Origin of the sequence: Polynucleobacter yangtzensis (assembly GCF_027924165.1) — a bacterium.
Classification (GTDB): Bacteria; Pseudomonadota; Gammaproteobacteria; order Burkholderiales; family Burkholderiaceae; genus Polynucleobacter; species Polynucleobacter yangtzensis.
In genome coordinates this window covers 1355532-1374912 of record NZ_AP026973.1, presented here as the reverse complement: position 1 = coordinate 1374912, position 19381 = coordinate 1355532, and the positions used below count along the sequence as shown (strand labels likewise).

The 19381-nt window shown below is 46.0% G+C and carries 17 protein-coding genes, 1 tRNA gene, 1 other RNA gene and 1 pseudogene; 8 read left to right on the top strand and 12 right to left on the bottom strand.

Translation table 11 applies throughout. The features are described 5' to 3' along the window. Nucleotides 1-5 precede the first annotated feature (5 nt). The 4 genes from QMF28_RS06795 to QMF28_RS06780 are packed head-to-tail and all read right to left on the bottom strand — an operon-like array spanning nt 6 to nt 3710. A complete protein-coding gene (locus tag QMF28_RS06795) occupies nt 6-695 on the bottom strand; it encodes a nicotinate-nucleotide adenylyltransferase (protein ID WP_281741880.1) in 690 nt (229 codons plus the stop codon). Between the two features lie 10 nt (nt 696-705). Beyond that, entirely contained in the window at nt 706-1617 is a 912-nt protein-coding gene (hemF, locus tag QMF28_RS06790; protein WP_281743655.1) for an oxygen-dependent coproporphyrinogen oxidase, read from the bottom strand. Between the two features lie 44 nt (nt 1618-1661). After that, nucleotides 1662-2939, bottom strand: coding sequence for a phosphoribosylamine--glycine ligase (gene purD, locus QMF28_RS06785; RefSeq protein ID WP_281741878.1), 1278 nt, complete (start codon nt 2937-2939; stop codon nt 1662-1664). 51 nt (nt 2940-2990) lie between these two features. Next, on the bottom strand, nt 2991-3710 hold the full coding sequence (locus tag QMF28_RS06780; RefSeq protein ID WP_281741876.1) for a YebC/PmpR family DNA-binding transcriptional regulator: 720 nt from the start codon (nt 3708-3710) through the stop codon (nt 2991-2993). 152 nt (nt 3711-3862) lie between these two features. On the opposite strand from QMF28_RS06780, the gene QMF28_RS06775 reads away from it, so the two are divergent. After that, nucleotides 3863-3947: transfer RNA gene (locus tag QMF28_RS06775), tRNA-Leu, on the top strand. Nucleotides 3948-4009: 62 nt separating this feature from the next. Here the strand turns inward: QMF28_RS06775 and QMF28_RS06770 are convergent. From QMF28_RS06770 to lptF, 3 genes are all read right to left on the bottom strand, one after another. Beyond that, complete coding sequence (locus QMF28_RS06770; protein ID WP_068323897.1) at nt 4010-4951, bottom strand: CysB family HTH-type transcriptional regulator; 942 nt, start codon at nt 4949-4951, stop codon at nt 4010-4012. A 62-nt stretch (nt 4952-5013) separates the two neighbouring features. Continuing rightward, nucleotides 5014-6168, bottom strand: coding sequence for an LPS export ABC transporter permease LptG (gene lptG / locus QMF28_RS06765; RefSeq protein WP_068323894.1), 1155 nt, complete (start codon nt 6166-6168; stop codon nt 5014-5016). After that, the gene (gene lptF / locus QMF28_RS06760) at nt 6165-7280 is read right to left on the bottom strand and encodes an LPS export ABC transporter permease LptF (RefSeq protein ID WP_068323891.1); all 1116 of its coding nucleotides are present in this window, start codon (nt 7278-7280) and stop codon (nt 6165-6167) included. The genes lptG and lptF overlap by 4 nt, the downstream gene beginning before the upstream one ends. Before the next feature lie 164 nt (nt 7281-7444). Between lptF and QMF28_RS06755 the strand changes: the two genes are divergently transcribed. From QMF28_RS06755 to QMF28_RS06725, 7 genes are all read left to right on the top strand, one after another. Beyond that, the gene (locus QMF28_RS06755) at nt 7445-9049 is read left to right on the top strand and encodes a leucyl aminopeptidase (RefSeq protein ID WP_425594914.1); all 1605 of its coding nucleotides are present in this window, start codon (nt 7445-7447) and stop codon (nt 9047-9049) included. Nucleotides 9050-9078: 29 nt separating this feature from the next. After that, on the top strand, nt 9079-9543 hold the full coding sequence (locus QMF28_RS06750) for a DNA polymerase III subunit chi (RefSeq protein ID WP_281741871.1): 465 nt from the start codon (nt 9079-9081) through the stop codon (nt 9541-9543). 5 nt (nt 9544-9548) lie between these two features. Further along, nucleotides 9549-10337, top strand: a complete 789-nt coding sequence (gene lgt, locus QMF28_RS06745) for a prolipoprotein diacylglyceryl transferase (RefSeq protein ID WP_281741870.1) — start codon at nt 9549-9551, stop codon at nt 10335-10337. A gap of 15 nt (nt 10338-10352) precedes the next feature. Continuing rightward, nucleotides 10353-11261, top strand: coding sequence for a LysR family transcriptional regulator (locus QMF28_RS06740; RefSeq protein WP_281741869.1), 909 nt, complete (start codon nt 10353-10355; stop codon nt 11259-11261). Between the two features lie 135 nt (nt 11262-11396). Beyond that, the gene (locus QMF28_RS06735; RefSeq protein WP_281741867.1) at nt 11397-12701 is read left to right on the top strand and encodes a malonyl-CoA decarboxylase; all 1305 of its coding nucleotides are present in this window, start codon (nt 11397-11399) and stop codon (nt 12699-12701) included. 191 nt (nt 12702-12892) lie between these two features. Continuing rightward, nucleotides 12893-13849: a Bug family tripartite tricarboxylate transporter substrate binding protein gene (locus tag QMF28_RS06730; RefSeq protein ID WP_281743654.1), complete on the top strand. Its 957-nt coding sequence runs from the start codon at nt 12893-12895 to the stop codon at nt 13847-13849. A 40-nt stretch (nt 13850-13889) separates the two neighbouring features. Then, a complete protein-coding gene (locus tag QMF28_RS06725) occupies nt 13890-15413 on the top strand; it encodes a malonate--CoA ligase (protein ID WP_281741865.1) in 1524 nt (507 codons plus the stop codon). On the opposite strand, the gene QMF28_RS06720 is transcribed toward QMF28_RS06725, so the two are convergent. The 5 genes and pseudogenes from QMF28_RS06720 to QMF28_RS06705 all read right to left on the bottom strand — a co-directional run bounded on the left by QMF28_RS06720 (nt 15414) and on the right by QMF28_RS06705 (nt 19269). Further along, a complete protein-coding gene (locus QMF28_RS06720; RefSeq protein WP_281741863.1) occupies nt 15414-16232 on the bottom strand; it encodes a sulfite exporter TauE/SafE family protein in 819 nt (272 codons plus the stop codon). Then, nucleotides 16233-16451: non-coding RNA, 6S RNA (gene ssrS, locus QMF28_RS06715), on the bottom strand. It lies immediately after the preceding gene. A gap of 99 nt (nt 16452-16550) precedes the next feature. Then, nucleotides 16551-16766 (bottom strand): annotated as a pseudogene (locus QMF28_RS09965) (cell division protein ZapA); the annotation flags it as partial. Then, nucleotides 16747-17034, bottom strand: a complete 288-nt coding sequence (locus QMF28_RS06710; RefSeq protein ID WP_068323866.1) for a hypothetical protein — start codon at nt 17032-17034, stop codon at nt 16747-16749. The pseudogene QMF28_RS09965 and the gene QMF28_RS06710, both read right to left, overlap by 20 nt. Before the next feature lie 102 nt (nt 17035-17136). Further along, nucleotides 17137-19269 carry a TonB-dependent receptor gene (locus tag QMF28_RS06705; RefSeq protein ID WP_281741861.1) on the bottom strand — a complete coding sequence of 711 codons (2133 nt, stop codon included), beginning with the start codon at nt 19267-19269 and terminating at the stop codon, nt 17137-17139. Nucleotides 19270-19381 lie beyond the last annotated feature (112 nt).

Below are 19381 nucleotides of genomic sequence, written 5' to 3'. Positions count from 1 at the left end.
CTTGATTACTGATACAAGCCCAGATTTGTAATGATTTCTAGGGTGTGGGTTGGAATTTGCTCAGATGCTATGGCGCTTCTGGAGCTGGATTTGAGGCGATCTCTTAACTCGGTAGAGGACAAGTCGACATTGAGGCTTTCATCGATATATATGAGGCCTGCAGCGCATTTTTCAAGAGCGGCAGCATCTTTTGTCTGATGTTCTTGCAGAAATTGACCCACTTCAGAGCTGATTTGCTCTTTTAAGTCATGGTGAGGTCTAGTGGCTACGGCAAAATTCACGTATTGGCTGAGCTTTTCCCAGGAGTTCCAGCTGGGTAGTGCAACCAAGGAATCAGCTCCCATGAGCCAAGTTAGGCTGGCATCCACTCCAAATCGCTCGCGCAGTGCTTTCACGGTATCAATGGCGTAACTTGGGCCGGCACGATCTATTTCTATGCGATCAATTCCCACCTGAGTCGATATCTTTAAATACAAAAACGCACGAGCTAAATCAATGCCAGCAGCTTCAGTCAATCTAAAACGCATTTCTGCTGAAGTGATGCAGGCGCCTTTTTGCCATGGCTCACCACTAGGTATCAGTAGGAGCGCATCTAAGCGCAGTAGCTTGGCAAAATGCGTAGCTAGTTTGAGGTGGCCAACATGAGGAGGATCAAACGTGCCCCCCAGAATGCCAATTTTTTTAATAGCGCTCAATGATGGATGCTCACGCTAGCCAATCGCGTGGCTTGAGGTAGTAGTCATACAGCTTAGCTTCTGGCGTGCCAGGCTTAGGCTGCCAGTTGTACCACCACTGAACCACTGGAGGCATTGACATCAAAATAGATTCGGTACGACCACCAGAGTGCAGGCCAAAGATGGTACCTCGATCAAAGATGAGGTTGTATTCCACATAGCGGCCACGGCGATATTCTTGGAAAGCCTTTTCTTCAGGAGTAAAGTTATCTTGATGGCGACGCTGCACAATAGGCAGGTAAGCATTAATGAATGCATCACCCACTGCGCGAGTCATCGCAAAACTCTTTTCAAAACCGAGTTCATTAAAGTCGTCAAAGAAAACGCCGCCAATGCCGCGTGGCTCTTCACGATGCTTTAAATAGAAGTATTCATCACACCACTTCTTGAAGCGAGGATAGAGCTCTTCACCAAAAGGATCTAAGGCATCTTTAGCGGTTTGATGAAAATGTTTACAGTCTTCATCAACGCCGTAATAGGGTGTGAGATCAAAGCCACCGCCAAACCACCAAACTGGTTCTTTGCCAGGGGCTTGCGCAATAAAGCAGCGCACATTCATATGTGTAGTCGGTACTTTGGGGTTATTTGGGTGAAACACCAAAGAGACACCCATTGCTTCAAAGCTACGGCCCGCGACCTCTGGGCGGTGATGCGATGCTGAGGGCGGCATTTGGTCGCCGCGAACGTGTGAGAAACCTACGCCACCTTTTTCTAGAATATTACCGCCATCCAGAATGCAGGTGCGACCATGCCCTTTGAGTTTGCTGTCTTCAGGCTTATGCCATTCATCCGCAACAAAGACTTTGCCATCCAAAGCACTCATTGCAGTGGTGATGCGTTCTTGCAATCCTAAAAAGTAATCTTTTAAGGCGGCAATATCGATTTGGGTGTGTTGATCTGACAAGGTTGCGCTAACTCGATATCGGTTTACTTAATGGCGCGATAGCCAATATCTTTGCGATATTGCATGCCATCGAACTTAATGTGATTGATGGCTTCGTACGCTTTTTGTTGGGCGCCACGGACAGTATCCGCAAGTCCAACAACGCACATCACACGTCCACCAGAAGTGACTACCTTGCCATCTTGCAGTTTTGTGCCAGCATGGAAAGTAATTTGATCTTCGGTATCAGCGGGGATGCCTGTAATGACATCGCCAGCCCGTGGAGTATCAGGGTAGTTATGAGCAGCGAGCACCACGCCAAGAGCGGTACGGCGATCCCATTCCAGCTCAACTTCATTGAGTGTGCCATCCACAGCATGATCTAAGGCGTTCACAAGATCGCTACGCAGACGCGCCATGATTGGTTGAGTCTCTGGGTCGCCCATGCGGCAATTAAATTCAAGGGTCTTGATCTTGCCATCAGGTGCGATCATCAAGCCTGCATACAAGAAGCCGGTATAAGGAATGCCATCAGCTTTCATGCCATTCACGGTTGGCATGATCACTTCACGTAATGCACGTGCATGGATTTCTGGAGTAACCACTGGGGCAGGGGAGTAAGCACCCATACCGCCGGTATTTGGACCCTGATCAGCATCAAGCAGTCGTTTGTGATCCTGGCTTGTTGCCAAAGCTAAAACATTTTTACCGTCAACCAAAACAATGAAGCTAGCTTCTTCACCTGTGAGAAATTCTTCAATGACTACGCGGGCACCAGCATTACCTAATTTGTTATCAGCCAACATCATGTCCACTGCGGCATGCGCCTCTTCAAGACTCATGGCAACGACTACGCCTTTGCCTGCCGCAAGCCCATCAGCCTTAATCACAATCGGCGCACCTTTAGCATCAATGTAAGCATGAGCTTCTAAAGCGCTAGAAAAAGTTTGGTAATCCGCAGTCGGAATACCATGACGCTTCATAAAGGCTTTAGAGAAGTCTTTAGAGGACTCTAATTGCGCAGCCAATTGGGTTGGCCCAAAAATACGCAAGCCATTATTACGGAATACATCTACGATGCCTGCAGCTAAAGGAGCTTCAGGACCAACTACTGTCAGGTGAATTTTCTCGCGCTTAGCAAAATCAGCAAGTTCCTGTAACCCGGTGATCGGCAGGTTCTCAATGCCCGTAGCAGTCTGTTTGGCAGTGGCAGTTCCGCCATTACCCGGCGCAACATAGACTGTTTGTACTTGTGGGGATTGAGCTAGTTTCCAAGCTAGCGCATGTTCGCGTCCGCCAGATCCGATCAGTAGAATTTTCATAACAAGCTATCTATTATTTAAATGAGGTAATTAAAAAATTAAATTCAGAAATCAAAGTTCAGCATTCGTAAAGACTTCTTGAACGTCATCCAAGTTCTCAAGTGCATCCAGCAATTTCTGCATGCTTTCTGCTTGCTCACCTTCAAGAGCGATCTCAGTCTCAGGGCGCATAGCAACGGTTGCCAGCTCAGGCTTAAGGCCTGCTTGACTAATGGCATCCTGTACTTTTGAGAAATCCGGAACAGGGCATAACACTTCTAAAGATCCATCATCATGAGTGATGACATCTTCTGCACCAGCATCTAACGCAACTTCCATGAGTTGATCTTCGTTAGTGCCAGGAGCAAACAACATTTGGCCACAGTGTTTGAATAAAAAAGCAACTGAACCTTCTGTACCCATGTTGCCACCATTTTTATTAAATGCATGACGAACTTCTGCAACGGTACGAGTGCGGTTATCGGTTAAGCAATCAACGATGATGGCAGCGCCATTCATACCGTAACCCTCATAACGAATTTCTTCGTAGTTCACGCCCTCAAGTGAGCCAGTTCCGCGCTGAATTGCTCGTTGCACGTTGTCATTGGGCATATTTGAGTCTTTGGCCTTATCAATCGCCAAACGCAAACGCGGGTTAGTAGCAACGTCGCCACCGCCTAATTTGGCAGCTACGGTAATTTCTTTAATGAGTTTGGTCCAAATCTTGCCGCGTTTTTCGTCCTGACGACCTTTGCGGTGCTGAATATTGGCCCATTTCGAATGGCCGGCCATACGGGTAAGTCCTTTTAATAATTTGGCTAGAAGACCTCATTTTAAGGGGTTCTAGACCCAAGGTAGGGGGTATCTGACCATTTTTTGTTACACTCACATGTCTTAGCAGTAACAAAGTAGCAAAGTAAGCAGAATTTCCACTGCAAACACCTGCCTCGGTGATGGAATTGGTAGACGTGCCGGACTCAAAATCCGGTGCCGCAAGGCGTGGCGGTTCGAGTCCGCCCCGAGGCACCACTCAAAGACTGATCAGTCTTTGGGCACCCCCAAAATCAGACTCAATCACAAACTGCACGCGGTTAGATCTCGTACGTCTCGCTTTCGTTCGACATTGCCTGCTCAACAATTTTCTTGGTGAGTGTGGGGGAGAAGAGCTCGATAAAAGTGTAGACAAATGAGCGCAGGTAGGCGCCTTGCTTAACTCCCAAATGCGTGACGTTGTTGCCAAACAAGTGCCCCGCAGGAATCACCTTCAGATTGCGATCTCGATCAGGATCGTATGCATGACCGGCAACGATGCCGATACCCATGCCGGTTTCAACATAGGTCTTAATCACATCAGCATCAATCGCTTCCAAAATAATGTCAGGCGTAATGTTTCTTTGTGCAAACGCTGCATCAATCTTGCTGCGACCCGCGAATGCTTTGTCATAGGTAATGATGGGGTACTTAGCGATCTCTTCTAGCGTTAACGTTGCTTGGTTGAGTAGTGGATGGCTTAGCGGCACCATCAATACGTGATGCCATTGATAGCCTGGTAGTGCGAGTACGCCTGGAGTATTGGCAATGCCTTCGGTTGCAATTGCAATATCTGCACGATCATGCGTGAGTAATTCAGCGATTTGACCTGGGCTGCCTTGCTGAATGCTGACCTTCACCTTTGGAAAGCGTTTAGTAAATTCAGTAAGTACTTTAGGGAGGGCATAGCGTGCTTGCGTGTGGGTGGTGGCAATTACAAAACTGCCTTGATCTTGACTAGCAAAATCCTTACCTACTCGTTTTAGTGTTTCCACTTCATCTAGGATGCGCTCAATCGAGCTCAAAATCCGTTTGCCGGGCTCTGTAAGGGAGCGAATGCGTTTGCCATGACGGCGGAAGATCTCAACGCCCAACTCATCCTCTAGCTCGATGATGGCCTTGGATACGCCAGGTTGTGATGTAAACAGAGCTTTGGCAGCGGTTGTTAAGTTGAAGTTTTGTCTAACGGCTTCACGTACAAAGCGGAATTGATGCAGATTCATGAGGATTCCTATCTATATATCAACAACGATATAGGAATTACATTCTAAATGATTTTTAGGTATTAAGCCTTAGAAACCCAGCGCAATCCAACCAGGGCTAAGAGGAAATACAGCAAAGGCGGGGTAAGAGCAGTGATCAACGCAGGCCAGGAACCCAAAAGTCCTACGTTTGAGAATAGGGAGTTGAAGAGCTGGAAGCTCATACCTAGCATGATGCCGCCGAATACTTTAATACCAACGCTTCCTGCACGTACCTTCAAGTAAGCAAAGGGAAGCGCCAAAGTGAGCATCACAAAAATGGTGAATGGGTAAATGACTTTTTTCCAGAAGGCAATCGAATGCCTATGCGCATCTTGTTTGTTATCACGCAGATGAGAGATGAAGCGGCCCAAACTCACAATAGACATTTTTTCAGGGCTAATTAAAAGCACGCTCAAAATTTGTGGCGTGACTTCGGACTCTAGAGTAACAATTGGATGAGTAAAAGTCTGCGCAGAAAAAACAGGATTAAGTGGGTCTGATTGTTTGGTTTCTTTGAAACGAGTTTCTGTAACATCGTTTAAAACCCAGACACCTGTCTCATCAAACTGTCCTGATACGGCACTACGAATGGAGAGCAGGTGATAGGTGTCGTCAAACTCATACATGCGGATATTGCGAATTTCATTATCCTTATCAACCTTACCAACGTTGACGTAGCGGACCCCAGGACGAACAGGGCCACTGCCATCCTCATCGCGCAAGCGATCTTTTACCCAGACACCAGTTCTAAATTGGGATGAGTATGCTGAACCCATAGCTTTCATGCGAATCTGATCGGACTTGGCTTCTGCGTAAGGCCCAACCCATTCACTCATGATGAGTGTAAGTGCAATCAATGGAAGAGAGATTTTGGTGAGCGTAATGAGTCCGCGTCTCACATCTAAGCCAGCGATGCGCAAGATGGTGAACTCAGACTGGCTAGCTAGCATCGCAAATACATAAATACTGCCAATCAAGCCTGCAATCGGAATAATTTCTGAAATACGGCTTGGTGCCTTCAGGAGAACGTGAAGTAGCGCCAAGGGGAGTGTGTAAGCACCCTGCACTGAACCAAGCTCGCTCAAAATATCGAAGAACAAAAACAAAGCTACCAGTGCAAAGAGAATGAACCCAAAAGCAGCATAGATCTGCTTGGCTAAATAGCGCTCATAGATGAAGGGAAAGAGCAGCTTCATTTTCTAGCTATTGAGGCAGGCAACTGACGGAGCCACCACTTGAGTGAGGGGTTGATACGATTGCGAATTAAGACTGTTGCAATCAAAAGAGCAAGTAAATGTATCGGCCAAATGGCCACAAAAACACTGACCTTACCTTGTGAAACAAAATTTTGCGTCAGGTTCAGCAGGTTGCTATAAATCAGGTAAATCAATACCGCATAGAACATAGCTGTGTAATTGCCGAGACGCGGATTTACATATGCAAGTGGTATGGCGATTAGCACTAAACCCAAAGCCATTAAAGGCAAACCAACACGCCAAAGCAATTCAGCGCGATTAGGGTTCACAGAAGCAGGGTTAGGGTCGTTGAGAAGCTCGGTAATGGTCTTCTCACGATCGCGAGGTGCAGGGGCTAATGCATCCTTACTGCGAATCTTGGTGCTGTACTCATTAAATTCGAGAATTCTAAAATCGGGCTGAGTGGGTTGCCCCTCATAGCGCCGACCGTTATTGAGCACGATAGACTTTTCTCCACCCTCTGAATTTTGGATATAGCCAGTAGAGGACACCGCAATACTCAGGCGACCATTCTTAGAATCCGCCACAAAGATATTTTTTACTTCACTCTTATCTACATCGAGCTCTTCAATAAAGAAAACACGTTCTGCTTTTGCGGATTCTTTAAATTGCCCAGCGCTCACCATTGATACATCATCACGTTGTTGAAAACGTTGACTGATTAGAGTGGATTCTCGATTTGCCCATGGCCAAACAAAAAGTGCAAGTAAGGCGATGACGATGATGAGTGGCGTAGCAAATTGCAAAATGGGGCGAATGAGATTGGTGACGCTTAAGCCACTTGCAAACCAAACGATCATTTCGGAATCTTTGTACCAGCGGACTAAAACAATGAGGGTTGCTACAAACAGCGAGACCGTTAAAAGAACGGCGAGATAACCCAAAGTGGCTAAGGCAATTAAAACGAGCGCATCCTCAGGGTTGACTGCGCCGTTGGCGGCATAGCCCAAGATTCGGATAACCAAAGTAGTCACCATGATGGTGACTAAGACCAAAAACACCCCACCAGTCGTAAAACTGAGTTCGCGGCGGAGGGCCTGTTTAAAAATCATGAAAAATAAGGGTCTGGATTCGTGGGGTTATTAGGGGCTATAAATGGCTTATATTGCTATCGATAAGGGAGACTATTCTCATGTCGGAGGATAATGGATAAACGTCCCGGATTAGCAATTTCCCCTCTTTTGATTCGACCAAAATACCGTAATAGATTATGACAATTCAATTTAGTACCAAGATTTTCCCTCAAGCCGACCTGCAGAGCCCAAAACTCCAGAAATCTAGCCTCAAATCTCTATTGGGTCACAACACCGACTGTTTGGTCTTGGCCTTCTCAAAAGCAGATTTTGATAGTTTCTCTGGGGCTAAAGGCGCCAAGGCCAAAGCTGGCTTTTTGCCGGAGCTGGATCTCTTGCTTGGAGGTTCTGTTAATCACGCTAATGTTGTTGGGGATTTAGATCCTAAGCAGGCTTCCGTTTGCATGTTGCGAGCAGAAAAATCTTGGACTGCTAGTGGTGTTAAAGCAAAACGCATATTGCTAGTTGCTTTGGGTGACGTTCATCTTGCTAGCGAACGTAGTTTGACTACTTATTCCAAAGTAGCTCGCGCAGCTTTGAAGGTGCTGAGCGGCGGCTCAATTGAGAATGCACTTTGGTTTACTCCAAGTTTTGCGCTTTCCCATAAAGCAGATTTCATCGCAGAAGAGGTGCGCCTGACCGTTCAATACGCTGGCGATCAAGCCTATCGTTTTGGCGTTCGTCAGCCTGCCATGAAATTTAAAGCGAAAGATAAAGCAGATACATTTAAACATTTAGTGTTTGCTGGTAATGATGATTGTGCAAAAGAGCTGAAGGCTGCTGTAGAGCAGGGTGTAGCCATGGTTGAGGGTATGAACTTAGCGAAAGATTTGGGTAATCTTCCGCCCAATGTCTGTACGCCAACATATTTAGGTAAGACTGCACAAGGCTTGAGCAAGAAGGCGGGCTTGAAAGTGGAAGTGCTAGGACGCAAACAGATTGAAGCCTTAGGAATGGGCTCCTTCTTGTCGGTTGCGAAAGGCTCTGATACTCCACCTCAGTTTATTGTGATGCGTCACCAAGGCGGCAAAGCGGGCGAGGCCCCGATTGTCTTAGTTGGCAAAGGAATTACTTTTGACACGGGCGGTATCTCACTCAAGCCAGGCGAAGCGATGGATGAGATGAAGTACGACATGTGTGGTGCTGCATCAGTGATAGGCACCATGTACGCCGTTTCTTTAATGAATTTAAAGAAGAATGTCATTGGCGTTATTCCTACTTGTGAAAATATGCCATCAGGTCAAGCTACGCGACCAGGCGATATTGTGAAGAGCATGTCTGGGCAGACGATTGAGATTCTCAATACCGATGCAGAAGGCCGTCTCATATTGTGTGATGCCTTAACTTATGTTGAACGCTTTAAACCCGCAGCGGTGATTGATATCGCCACCTTAACTGGCGCATGCATAATTGCTTTGGGTCATGTGCATAGCGGTTTATTTTCTGAAGACGAAGGCTTGGTGAGTGAGCTCACTAAAGCTGGTCATGCTTCTTTGGATACCGTATGGCGCTTGCCCTTAGATGCTGCTTATCATGAGCAACTCAAATCGAATTTTGCAGATGTCGCCAATATTGGCGGACGTCCAGCAGGAAGCGTGACGGCAGCATGTTTCTTGTCACGCTTTACAGAGAAATACAAATGGGCTCACTTGGATATTGCAGGAACAGCCTGGAAGAGTGGTGCCGCCAAAGGCTCCACAGGTCGTCCAGTTCCCTTGTTGGTGAACTTCTTGCTTGAACGTAAGTAAGAACTTGAGAAGTTTTGGATAGATACCGAATGGCACGAATTGATTTTCATAGCAATGTAAACGACAAGCTGGAATACGCCTGTCGTTTAACACGCAAGATTTGGAGTGCCACGCCTGAAGGCGAGCCTGTTCGTAATATCGTGATGGTTGGTGAGAAAGCTGATCTCCAAAAGTTAAATGATCTTTTGTGGTCATTTAGTGGCGCTGATTTTTTACCGCACTGCTTTATCGAAGACGAGGCCGCAGCAGAAACGCCCATTGTTTTGACAGACGACTTTACTTCCTCCGCCCTAAATAACGTACCTCATGCGGATGTGATGATTCACCTGGGTATGTGTATGCCTGCGGATGTAGCCGCTCTAGTTGCGCGCTTCCCTAGAATCGTTGAGGTAGTTACTGTCAATGAGGCTGAGCGTTTAGCTGGGCGCGAACGCTATAAAGCCTACCGGGATCTAGGTCACGAGTTGCATAACTTTGATCAATCCAAAAGTTAATATTCATGTTGATTCATCCTCAGTTTGACCCCGCAGCAATTCGTATTGGATCCTTTGCCATTCACTGGTATGGCTTGATGTATCTGATGGCTTTTGTGCAGTTTTTGCTATTAGGTCGCTTACGTATTCGAGCGCCGCGTTATCAGGCTTTAGGCTGGACTTATAAAGATCTTGAGGATCTCCTCTTTGCTGGTGTTCTCGGTGTTGTGCTTGGTGGGCGCTTAGGCTATACCTTGTTTTATATGCCTGGCTTTTACTTGGCCAATCCCTTGAGTATTTTCAAAATCTGGGAAGGTGGTATGTCTTTCCATGGTGGCTTGCTAGGAGTGCTTGCTGCTCTTTACTGGTTTGCTAAAAAACGGAAGACCACTTTCTTTGTTGTTAGTGATTTAGTAGCTCCACTCGTTCCATTTGGTTTAGCTTTTGGTCGACTTGGTAACTTTATTAACGGAGAGCTCTGGGGTAGGCCTACAGATTTGCCTTGGGCAATGGTGTTCCCATTAGTAGATTCTGTACCGCGTCACCCCTCGCAAATTTATCAACTGCTAGGTGAGGGTGTATTACTTGGTATTACGCTCTGGATTTATGCAGGCAAACCAAGGCGCGTAGGTCAGGTGTCTGGATTCTTCTTATTGGGTTACGGTATTTGCCGTTTCTTAGCCGAATACGCGCGTGAACCAGATGCGTTCCTTGGTCTTCTTGGTCTAGGCTTGTCGATGGGTCAATGGTTATGCGTGCCAATGATTCTATTTGGCATCTATTTGATGACCGCATTTAAATCTAAAAGTATTTAAAGTCCATCGCCCTCTATGTTGAATGAAGAACTGACGCTGCGAAAGTTAGAGATTCTTTGTTCTTTCGTGCGAACTGGAAGCCTCTCGCGAACTGCAGAAGAGTTGCACTTGAGCTCAGTCAGCATTCACAAGGCATTGCACTCTCTTGAGTCAGGGATTGGGTGCCCTTTATTTGTTAAAGAGGGGCGCCAATTAAAAGCCTTGCCAGCGGCAATCTATTTAGCTGAGGCAAGTAATGATTTGCTATCAGACGTAGATCGCATTCTAAAAAAGACGAGGGCTAAAGCAGGGGTTGAAAGCGGGCAAATTCGCCTAGGGTCTATGTATTCCCTGACTGCCAACATCATTCCTCGCATGATCATGGGCACCAAAATCCGCAGGCCCGATTTAGATATCGACTTATTTCTTGGGTCTAATGAAGAGTTGATGAAGCGCTTGACTGAGGGCAGTGTTGATGCAGTTGTCATTGCTGTTCCAGCGCACGACTTGCCTGAGGGCGTCCAGGTTGTCTCTCTTTTTGAGGATCAGTTATTTCTGGCCTCTTCAAAAGGCAGTAAGCCTGCCGCAGCCGATATTGACCTATCAGAATATCAACATAAGAAATTTCTTACCCTTCAAGATGGCTTTGCTACTACCTCGGGGTTTTATGAGGCATTTCAGCTTGCTGGTTTTAAACCTGATGTAGTTATGAGGGTGGGCGATATCTTTTCCCTAATGAATATGGTTTCCGGTGATCTGGGACATTCCTTGTTGCCCGGTAGGGTAAGGGCGCTAATGGGCGATGCAATCGAATTTACGCCTTTATTACCTAAATACCAGGTGATTCAACGTATTGGCCTAATGTATCTTCAGGCTAATGAATCAAACCCCAATATTTTGGCTTTAGCGGCTGAAGCCCGCATGCTGCATCGCAAAAACTCCTGATTTACCCTAAGGTTTTGCGCCTATACTTAACTTTAAGTTAATAATTATTCATTTAACTTAATTGATTTTGCATGTTCTGAGTAATAAATTGAACTCGATCTTAATTTTGTCGTTTTTCTTATTTGAAAAGATTACATGCTCGAAAAGTTAGCAAAAGCCCGCAACCTATCAAAGGCAAACAACGCCATTAAGCGCTTGATTTCTGAGCGAGGCGAATCTAATGCAGTCAGCATGGCTGACGATGTTGTGAACAACTATCGTAAGCTGACAAAAGACCAACACATTGCATTCTTTACTTATTTATTTGAGAAATTAAATCCTCAAGTCGATGCAGTTCTTAAGGCTGCACAAAATTTTGCTGCCGAATCTACAGCGCGCAATTACATTCAATTACAAAAAGTTTCTGAATCTCCTAGGCAAGAATTGTTCCGCCGCTTAAATCGTGCCGGTCATGGAACTGCTGCTGTGGTGCAAATGCGGCGAGATCTTTTGCAAATCTTAGATAAGAAGCCCGAGCTAGCAGCAGTCGATTTTGATATGCGCCATCTTCTGTCATCTTGGTTCAATCCAGGATTTTTGAAGATGCATCGTGTTGACTGGAAATCACCTGCAGAGGTTTTGGAGAAATTGATTCAACATGAAGCAGTGCACGCCATTGATGGCTGGGATGATTTACGTCGCCGCCTACAGCCTGATCGCCGTTGCTTTGCCTTCTTCCACCCGCAGCTGCCTAGCGAGCCTTTGATCTTTGTGGAAGTGGCCTTATTACCCGAGATCCCGACCGTTATTACGCCCTTGGTGGATAAGAAGGCTGAGACAGTGGATCAGCCATCGCAATACAAAGTAGCGGTGTTCTATTCAATTAGCAACTGTGAGCCGGGTCTGCGTGGCGTATCAATGGGCAACTTCTTAATTAAGCGTGTTGCCGAGCAGTTACATGCTGAATTCCCAGGGCTCAAAACCTTTGTTACTCTATCGCCGATACCTGGATTTATGGATTGGGTATCTGCTGGTGCTAACTTGGGTGAGGATGTGCCTGCAGAAAGATTGAAGCCAAACTTACGGGCGGCACGAGACCAGGCATTAGCAAATCTTAAGTTAGATGCGCAGTCATGGACAGAAAAACTCAGTGCTGGATGGCATCCCGATTTGGCATCACCTAAAGAGCAAGAGTCTTTGCTTTGTTTAGCCTCTATCTATTTGGGTCTAGGTTCTACTGGTCGTAATGGCAATCCAGTTGCTAAGTTCCATTTAGGCAATGGCGCTAAGTTGCATTTGGTGAATTGGGCGGGAGATTTATCTCGTAAAGGCTTGCGTCAGTCAGCGGGTTTGATGGTGAACTATCTCTATGATCTAGGGAATGTGGAAGAAAACCATGAGAAATTTGCCAATGGCGAAATCGTGTATTCAAGATCGGTAGGGCGCTTGATGGCACCCTGATAAGGAATTGAGGAGGAGATGCCCCAAGGCAGAATCCAAAGAGATTCACTTTAGGGTTTAATAAGCAAACTGGGCATCAAGATCCAGAAGGTAGTATGGTGTGCGATTCAGCGGTATTAATAATGAACATAGCCATGAAATAGTGGCAAGTGGAGGAGATGAAGATGATTAACCAATTAAGCCTTTCGGCAATGATCAAGAAGGCAATTCTTTTGGTTTGCGCTGCCCCTTTGGTGGTGATGGCGCAAGAGTGGCCCAATAAACCGATTACCTTTGTTGTGCCCTTTCCTGCGGGCGGTGGTACAGACGCTTTTGCGCGACCATTGGCAACACAGTTGACTAAGCAATTGGGTAAGCAAATTATTATTGATAATCGTGGTGGCGCAGGTGGAACCTTGGGCGCCTCTATTGCTGCTAAGGCTGCTCCAGATGGATATACCTTTTTTGTGGGTGCAGCGCACCATGCAATTGCACCTTCCATGTATCCAAACTTGGATTACGACATCGAGAAAAGTTTTGTGCCAGTTGCAATGATTGCAAGTCCACCGCAGGTGATCGTTGTTAATCCTAAGAATGTTCAAGTGAAAGACTTGAAAGAATTTATTGCACTATTGAAGAAAAACCCAGGTAAGTTCAACTACGCCAGCGCAGGTAATGGATCTACACATCATCTGGCAGGCGAGCAATTCAAGATGTTGACCAAAACCTTTATTACGCACATCCCTTATCGTGGTGCTGGCCCAGCTATGCAAGACCTAATTGCTGGTCAGGTAGATATCGAGTTCGACGGATTGGGTTCTTCAGCCGCACAAATTAAGAATGGCTCGATTGTTGCTTTGGCAGTTGCATCACAAAAGCGCGCTCCAGGATTTCCGAACGTACCTACTGCAGCTGAAGCTGGTTTAGTGGGTTACGAGGTTTCTACATGGTATGGCTTGTTTGCTCCTAAAGGAACTCCGCAACCGATCGTTGACAAGATGATTGCTGAGACACAGAAGGCGCTGAATACGCCTGAGCTCAAAACTATCTGGACTAATAACGGTTCCGAAACTCCAACCCTTTCAGGCGAAGCATTTGGAAAATTTGTGAGTGCTGATGTTAAGCGTTGGGCTGCCGTTGCTAAGGCTTCTGGCGCCAAATTAGACTAAGAATTTTTATTAAATATTACCCCTGGGGTTTGAGGTTTAAATGAATTTATATTCACTATTGGAAAAAGGTTTTCCAAAAGATAAAAAAGCATGCGCTCTCGAGACGCATGATGGTCTGTATTACTCCTGGGGTGACCTTGAGGCTGCAACGGCAAAGCTGGCAAATTTACTTGCCAGCTTGAAGTTGCCAAAAGGGTCTAGGGTTGCAGTTCAGGTTGAAAAGTCACCCGAGGCTCTTTTTCTATACCTGGCAACGATACGTGCGGGTTATGTGTATTTGCCACTCAATACCGCCTACCAGTCTGCTGAAATTCAATATTTTTTAGAGAATGCTGAGCCGGCGGTAGTTGTATGCAGCAGTAAGAACCTATCTTGGGTATCTAAGGTTGCCGCTAAAGCCGGCACTAAGCATGTCTTTACCCTAGATGAAAACCGCACCGGTTCTTTGTTAGACCGTGCAGCTGGTTTAAGCGATAAATTCAAAACTGTACCCGCTAAGGATGATGATCTTGCGGCTATTTTGTATACCTCCGGCACTACTGGCCGTAGCAAAGGTGCAATGCTGACTCATAAGAACTTGGGCAGCAATGCTCAAGTATTGCAAAAGTTTTGGGGTTGGAAAAAAGGTGATGTTCTATTGCACGCTTTGCCAATCTTCCACGTTCACGGTTTGTTTGTTGCAGCTCATGGCGCATTGATTAATGGCAGCAAGATGATTTGGTTGCCGCGCTTAGATACTGCGCAACTCATCAAACATATGCCACAGTCAACAGTGATGATGGGTGTGCCAACATTCTATGTGCGTTTATTAGCTGATAAAGGCTTTAATAAGAAAGTGGCGCGCAATATGCGTCTATTTGTTTCTGGTTCTGCTCCTCTACTTACAGAAACGTTTAATACTTTCAAGGAAGTCATTGGCCAGCCGATTTTGGAACGCTATGGCATGAGTGAGACTGTGATGTTGGTCTCCAATCCTTATAAAGGTAAGCGCGTAGGTGGCTCTGTTGGCCTGCCTCTTCCTGGTGTAAAGGTACGTGTAGTGAATGAAGACAATAAACCTTGCAAGGTCGATGAAATTGGCGGCATTCAGGTTAAAGGTCCAAACATATTCAAAGGCTACTGGCGTATGCCAGAGAAGACTGCTGAAGAATTTACCAAAGATGGTTGGTTCAAGACAGGTGACGTTGGTCGTTGGGGTGGTGATGCCAATGGCGGCAAAGCACCGAAGGAGTATTTGTGTATCGTTGGCCGCAGTAAGGATTTAATTATTTCTGGTGGCTATAACGTTTATCCAAAAGAAATTGAAAGCTTTATCGATGACATGCCTGGTGTTGAAGAAAGCGCTGTGATTGGCATTCCGCATCCGGATTTCGGTGAGGCAGTGATGGCGGTAGTTGTGCCCAAGGCTGGGGCTAAATTAAATGCCGAAGAGATGATCGCTACTTTGAAAACACAAATTGCAAACTTCAAGATTCCAAAGCGCGTGGAAATTGTTTCTGATTTACCGCGTAATGCTATGGGTAAAGTGCAAAAGAATATTTTGCGCCAGCAATTTACTAGTTAGTTAGTAACCAAATGCCTTGCGGCTTTCATTAAACATGAAGGCCGCAAGCATTAGTAGCATCACCCCAAAAATACGTTTGAGTTGTGCCACATCCAGTTTGCGAGCCATTTTGGCGCCAAGCGGTGCTGTGAAAATACTCACTGCCGCAATACACACTACCGCTGGTAAATAAACAAATCCTAGAGACCCGGAGGGTAGGTTGGGGTGACCCCAACTACCGTAAATGTAGCCTGCAGTGGCTGCTGCTGCAATCGGAAAGCCCAAGCCAGAGGAGCTCGCCATAGCAACGTGTGGTTTGACATTGCACCAGAGCATAAATGGCACAGTGATGAAGGCCCCGCCGGCCCCCACTAAGCTCGATAGTGCTCCTGCAAATGATCCAAACCCAAATAAGCCTAGAGAACCAGGTAAATCTCTACCTGGCTTAGGCTTTTTATTGAGCAGCATCTGAATGGATGTATAGATAATAAAAATGGCGAAGAAAAGTGAGAGCCAAGAAGTATTTAGGGCTTCAAAAATCTCGCTGCCACCAATCAAACTGCCAACGACCAAGCCGGGACTCAGCGACCCAACCAACTTCCAATCGATAGAGCCATGTTTGTGATGCGCCCAAATTGCGGAGGTGGTGGTGAACAAGATGGTGGCCATACCAGTAGCGATGGCCATGTGCACAATCACTTCTTGACTAAAGCCTTGATGGTTAAAAACTAAGATCATGAATGGCACCAGAATCATGCCGCCACCAATGCCTAGTAGGCCTGCTAAAAATCCGGAGATGCTGCCACACAGCATCAACATGGCGATATCGCTTAGTAACATGAATTCCCCGCCTTAGCCGCTAGGCCGTCATCCTGAACCCTAAGGTTCAAGGTGGAACGGCTACTCTGTTTCGGGTGCATTAAGAGGCTCAGGGAGTGACCAAGTCTAAGTTGGCACTGTGAACTTTCGAAACGCTCACGCCCACAAGGTAAAGATCGTTCCGGATGCTTGCGCATCGGTTCAAGGAACTATTGGCCTTGGCGAACCAGGCAGGGAAAGGGTTTGCATCAAAGCGTCGACTTGATCCTCTAGAGCGCGAATTTCACTTTGCAGGCGAGTGATTTCATCGGAGCTCACGTTGGAGGAGTTGCTTTGCTGCGTTTGATTTTTTTGTAATGTAATGAGGTCGCCGGCAATTTTGAGCGCCGCCATCATGCTGGCGCGTTCAATGCTGCGATTACCACCACTAATAGCAAGCTGAATTTGTTCGTCAACTAGGACGCATGCTGCTCTTAATAAAGGTTCATGCTCAGCGCTCGTTGCTAAGGTGATTTTTTGGCCGGCAAGGCTGACTTCAATGCGTTGTTGGCTCATTATCATCCTCTGGATTGTTTGGTGTAGCAACTTCGCCAAGTAGATTTAGTTGGCGACCATCACTTTGATCTGGTAGGCGACTCAAAATGCGTTGAACGCGTTTTTGAGCTTCATCAATTTTGCCTTCCAGTTGCGCTCGATTTTGATTCAAGTTTCTTACTGCATCTTCAATCAATGAAATTTTTTCGGATATGCGGGCAATAGAGATGCTCAGCGAACTTAGATCGCTAGTATCTTCGCTTGGGGGAATTGGGCTTAATTCACTCATATTGGCATTGTAGCCTCAGCTTCAAACCATGGGGGAGGGCGCTACTTTAAGACCGCAATGCAGAATTGGGGTCTTAAAGTAGGCGAATCATTACTGGGGTGTTTAATTGAAGTTGTATTTCAGGGTTACAAAAACCGACCTTGGTTCGCTTGGATAGTAAGAGTAACGACTAGAGACATTGCTTGGCGCAGTTCCGTACGTGGCATATTGCGCATTACCAACGTTTTTGACTGTAAGACGTGCTTCAATGCCTTGGAACTTATACGAGGTAAATATATCCCCAATGACGTAAGACGGCATCACTGGTGTTGCGCTGTAGTAGCTTGGGCCGGTATCGTAATGCTGACTGCTAACGTAATTCACTACTCCACCAATGGTCCAATTTGTTGCAATGAGGTAATTCGCTCTAGCATTAAGAAGCGTGTCTGGAACTACTGGAATAGCATTTCCGGAAAATGGCCCATTGGCATAGTATGACTTTTGGTATTTTCCTCCGAAGCCAATATTGAATGAGGGTGAAATATTAGATGCAACATCCAATAGAATTCCGCCGCGATTCACTTGATAAATTGAGTTGTAGTTGTAACCTGTGGCAGGGTTATAGCTAATTTCATTTTGTGTCATCGACTTAAATATCGACGATGTCACTTTAGAACTCAAAACATCCCAGTTGCCGCCAACCTCATATGTCTGAGTTGTTTGTGGTTGCAAAATCCCGCTAAAGACGGTTGATGTAGTTTGGGTTATTGGGTTGTATAGAAGACCCCAGTATTCGTCAATATTGGGGAATCTGAAGGACTGATTCCACTTTACATACACACGCTGTCCTGGCAGGTAGTTAGCATTAAGCGCTAAATCTCCTGCATTGGCAGCATATTGCTGATTGCCAGAGACAGTCCCATTGGAAGCGGTGATGGCAGAGCTAGTTGTTGATGCTTGCTGCACTTGTCGACGGAATCCTCCGCTTGCCTCCAAAATATTTCCTAGGGGAACTCTTTGCATTACGTAGACTGAATTATTAATTTGTGTGGCGTTTTGCGAATCGCTTGTTAGATTGTTGTAATAAGTTCCAAAGGGATTGCTCGTGGCATCGAATTGATTCGCGAGAATGATGCTTTGAGATTGTGGCGTGTAGCTATTGCTTCCAGCTTGATTCGCTTTCGAGAAATCATAGCCAAAGATCGAAGTGCCAATAACGCCAAAGTCTGCTTTCAGGCGCGGTGACAAAGCAAGCTGCCAGCCTTGCAATTTATTATTCATCGGACTACCGGCTGAACCAAACTCGGGGCTAGCAAAGTAATCTGCTTGGGGTACGTAGAAGAAAGAAGATTTATTGTTATAAGAGGTATCGATTTCTACTACGTAATTCTCGCTTAATGTTTTTGTTAATCCTTGGCGAAAGCCAGAATTATTGGTTGTTATGTTATTGCCCGCATTTTGCGGTCTAACGGAGAGTGGGTTTCCTGAGCCAACCAATCCCACTACAGGACTAGCAAGTTGTGAATTGGTGTAGCCGTAATATGCATCAACAAAAAAGCGATCTCTGTTGCCTAAATCTTGCAAAATTTTCGCATCGATAGAGTAGGCGTTTGCCGCTGTATTAGGACGCCAGCCATTGGTATTCGATGTGTTGGCGCTGACTTGTAAAGTCGTTTTATCGACTGTATTTCTAAAGATGGCATTGTTAATGGAGGTGCCCCAAGTGCCGTAGGTCGCAGAGGCCTGGTTAATTGTTTTCTTGCCACCATTAGTGATGATGTTGATCACGCCACCAACTGCACCATTGCCGTATTGAACACTTGCGCCACCCTGAAGAATTTCGATACGCTCAATGGAATCGATTGGAATAGATTCCCAGTCGACGCTTCCTGAATCAATTGGATTTACTCGGATGCCATCAACCAAGATTGCGGTTGTGCTGTTGCCGGTTGGTCCAAATCCACCCATGTCGACTGATGCATCTAAATTTAAGGCGCTTGAATTTAAACCGCTTACTCTTAAGCCGCCAATTTGTGATAGCACCTGAGGAATTGTGTTGGAGGTTGAGTTCTCAATTTCATCGCGCGTAATCACTTTGACATTCGCTGGGACCTGATTAAGGTTTTCCTCAAATCGCGTACCAGTCACAATGAGTGTAGATGGATTATTTTGTGCAAATGCTAGCTGGTTGATGCTGAGGGAGAGAAGGGTGCCACATACTACGGCGATTTTTTTCTGCTTTAACTGCAAGTTCATAAAAGACTTTCTGTTATCGATTGCCTAGCTAACTTCCCCGTTAGCTTGGTCGAACAGAATTTCACGTGCAGGAGTTCAGGCGTCAATGAGGCGCAGGTTGCGCTTTATTGGC

Coding starts and splice junctions, on each gene's coding strand:
- QMF28_RS06770 (WP_068323897.1), bottom strand. CDS start 4,951: ATGAATCTGCATCAATTCCGCTTTGTACGTGAAGCCGTTAGACAAAAC.
- QMF28_RS06735 (WP_281741867.1), top strand. CDS start 11,397: ATGCTCGAAAAGTTAGCAAAAGCCCGCAACCTATCAAAGGCAAACAAC.
- lgt (WP_281741870.1), top strand. CDS start 9,549: ATGTTGATTCATCCTCAGTTTGACCCCGCAGCAATTCGTATTGGATCC.
- QMF28_RS06750 (WP_281741871.1), top strand. CDS start 9,079: ATGGCACGAATTGATTTTCATAGCAATGTAAACGACAAGCTGGAATAC.
- QMF28_RS06710 (WP_068323866.1), bottom strand. CDS start 17,034: ATGAGTGAATTAAGCCCAATTCCCCCAAGCGAAGATACTAGCGATCTA.
- QMF28_RS06705 (WP_281741861.1), bottom strand. CDS start 19,269: ATGAACTTGCAGTTAAAGCAGAAAAAAATCGCCGTAGTATGTGGCACC.
- purD (WP_281741878.1), bottom strand. CDS start 2,939: ATGAAAATTCTACTGATCGGATCTGGCGGACGCGAACATGCGCTAGCT.
- lptF (WP_068323891.1), bottom strand. CDS start 7,280: ATGATTTTTAAACAGGCCCTCCGCCGCGAACTCAGTTTTACGACTGGT.
- QMF28_RS06730 (WP_281743654.1), top strand. CDS start 12,893: ATGATCAAGAAGGCAATTCTTTTGGTTTGCGCTGCCCCTTTGGTGGTG.
- QMF28_RS06780 (WP_281741876.1), bottom strand. CDS start 3,710: ATGGCCGGCCATTCGAAATGGGCCAATATTCAGCACCGCAAAGGTCGT.
- QMF28_RS06725 (WP_281741865.1), top strand. CDS start 13,890: ATGAATTTATATTCACTATTGGAAAAAGGTTTTCCAAAAGATAAAAAA.
- lptG (WP_068323894.1), bottom strand. CDS start 6,168: ATGAAGCTGCTCTTTCCCTTCATCTATGAGCGCTATTTAGCCAAGCAG.
- QMF28_RS06740 (WP_281741869.1), top strand. CDS start 10,353: ATGTTGAATGAAGAACTGACGCTGCGAAAGTTAGAGATTCTTTGTTCT.
- QMF28_RS06720 (WP_281741863.1), bottom strand. CDS start 16,232: ATGTTACTAAGCGATATCGCCATGTTGATGCTGTGTGGCAGCATCTCC.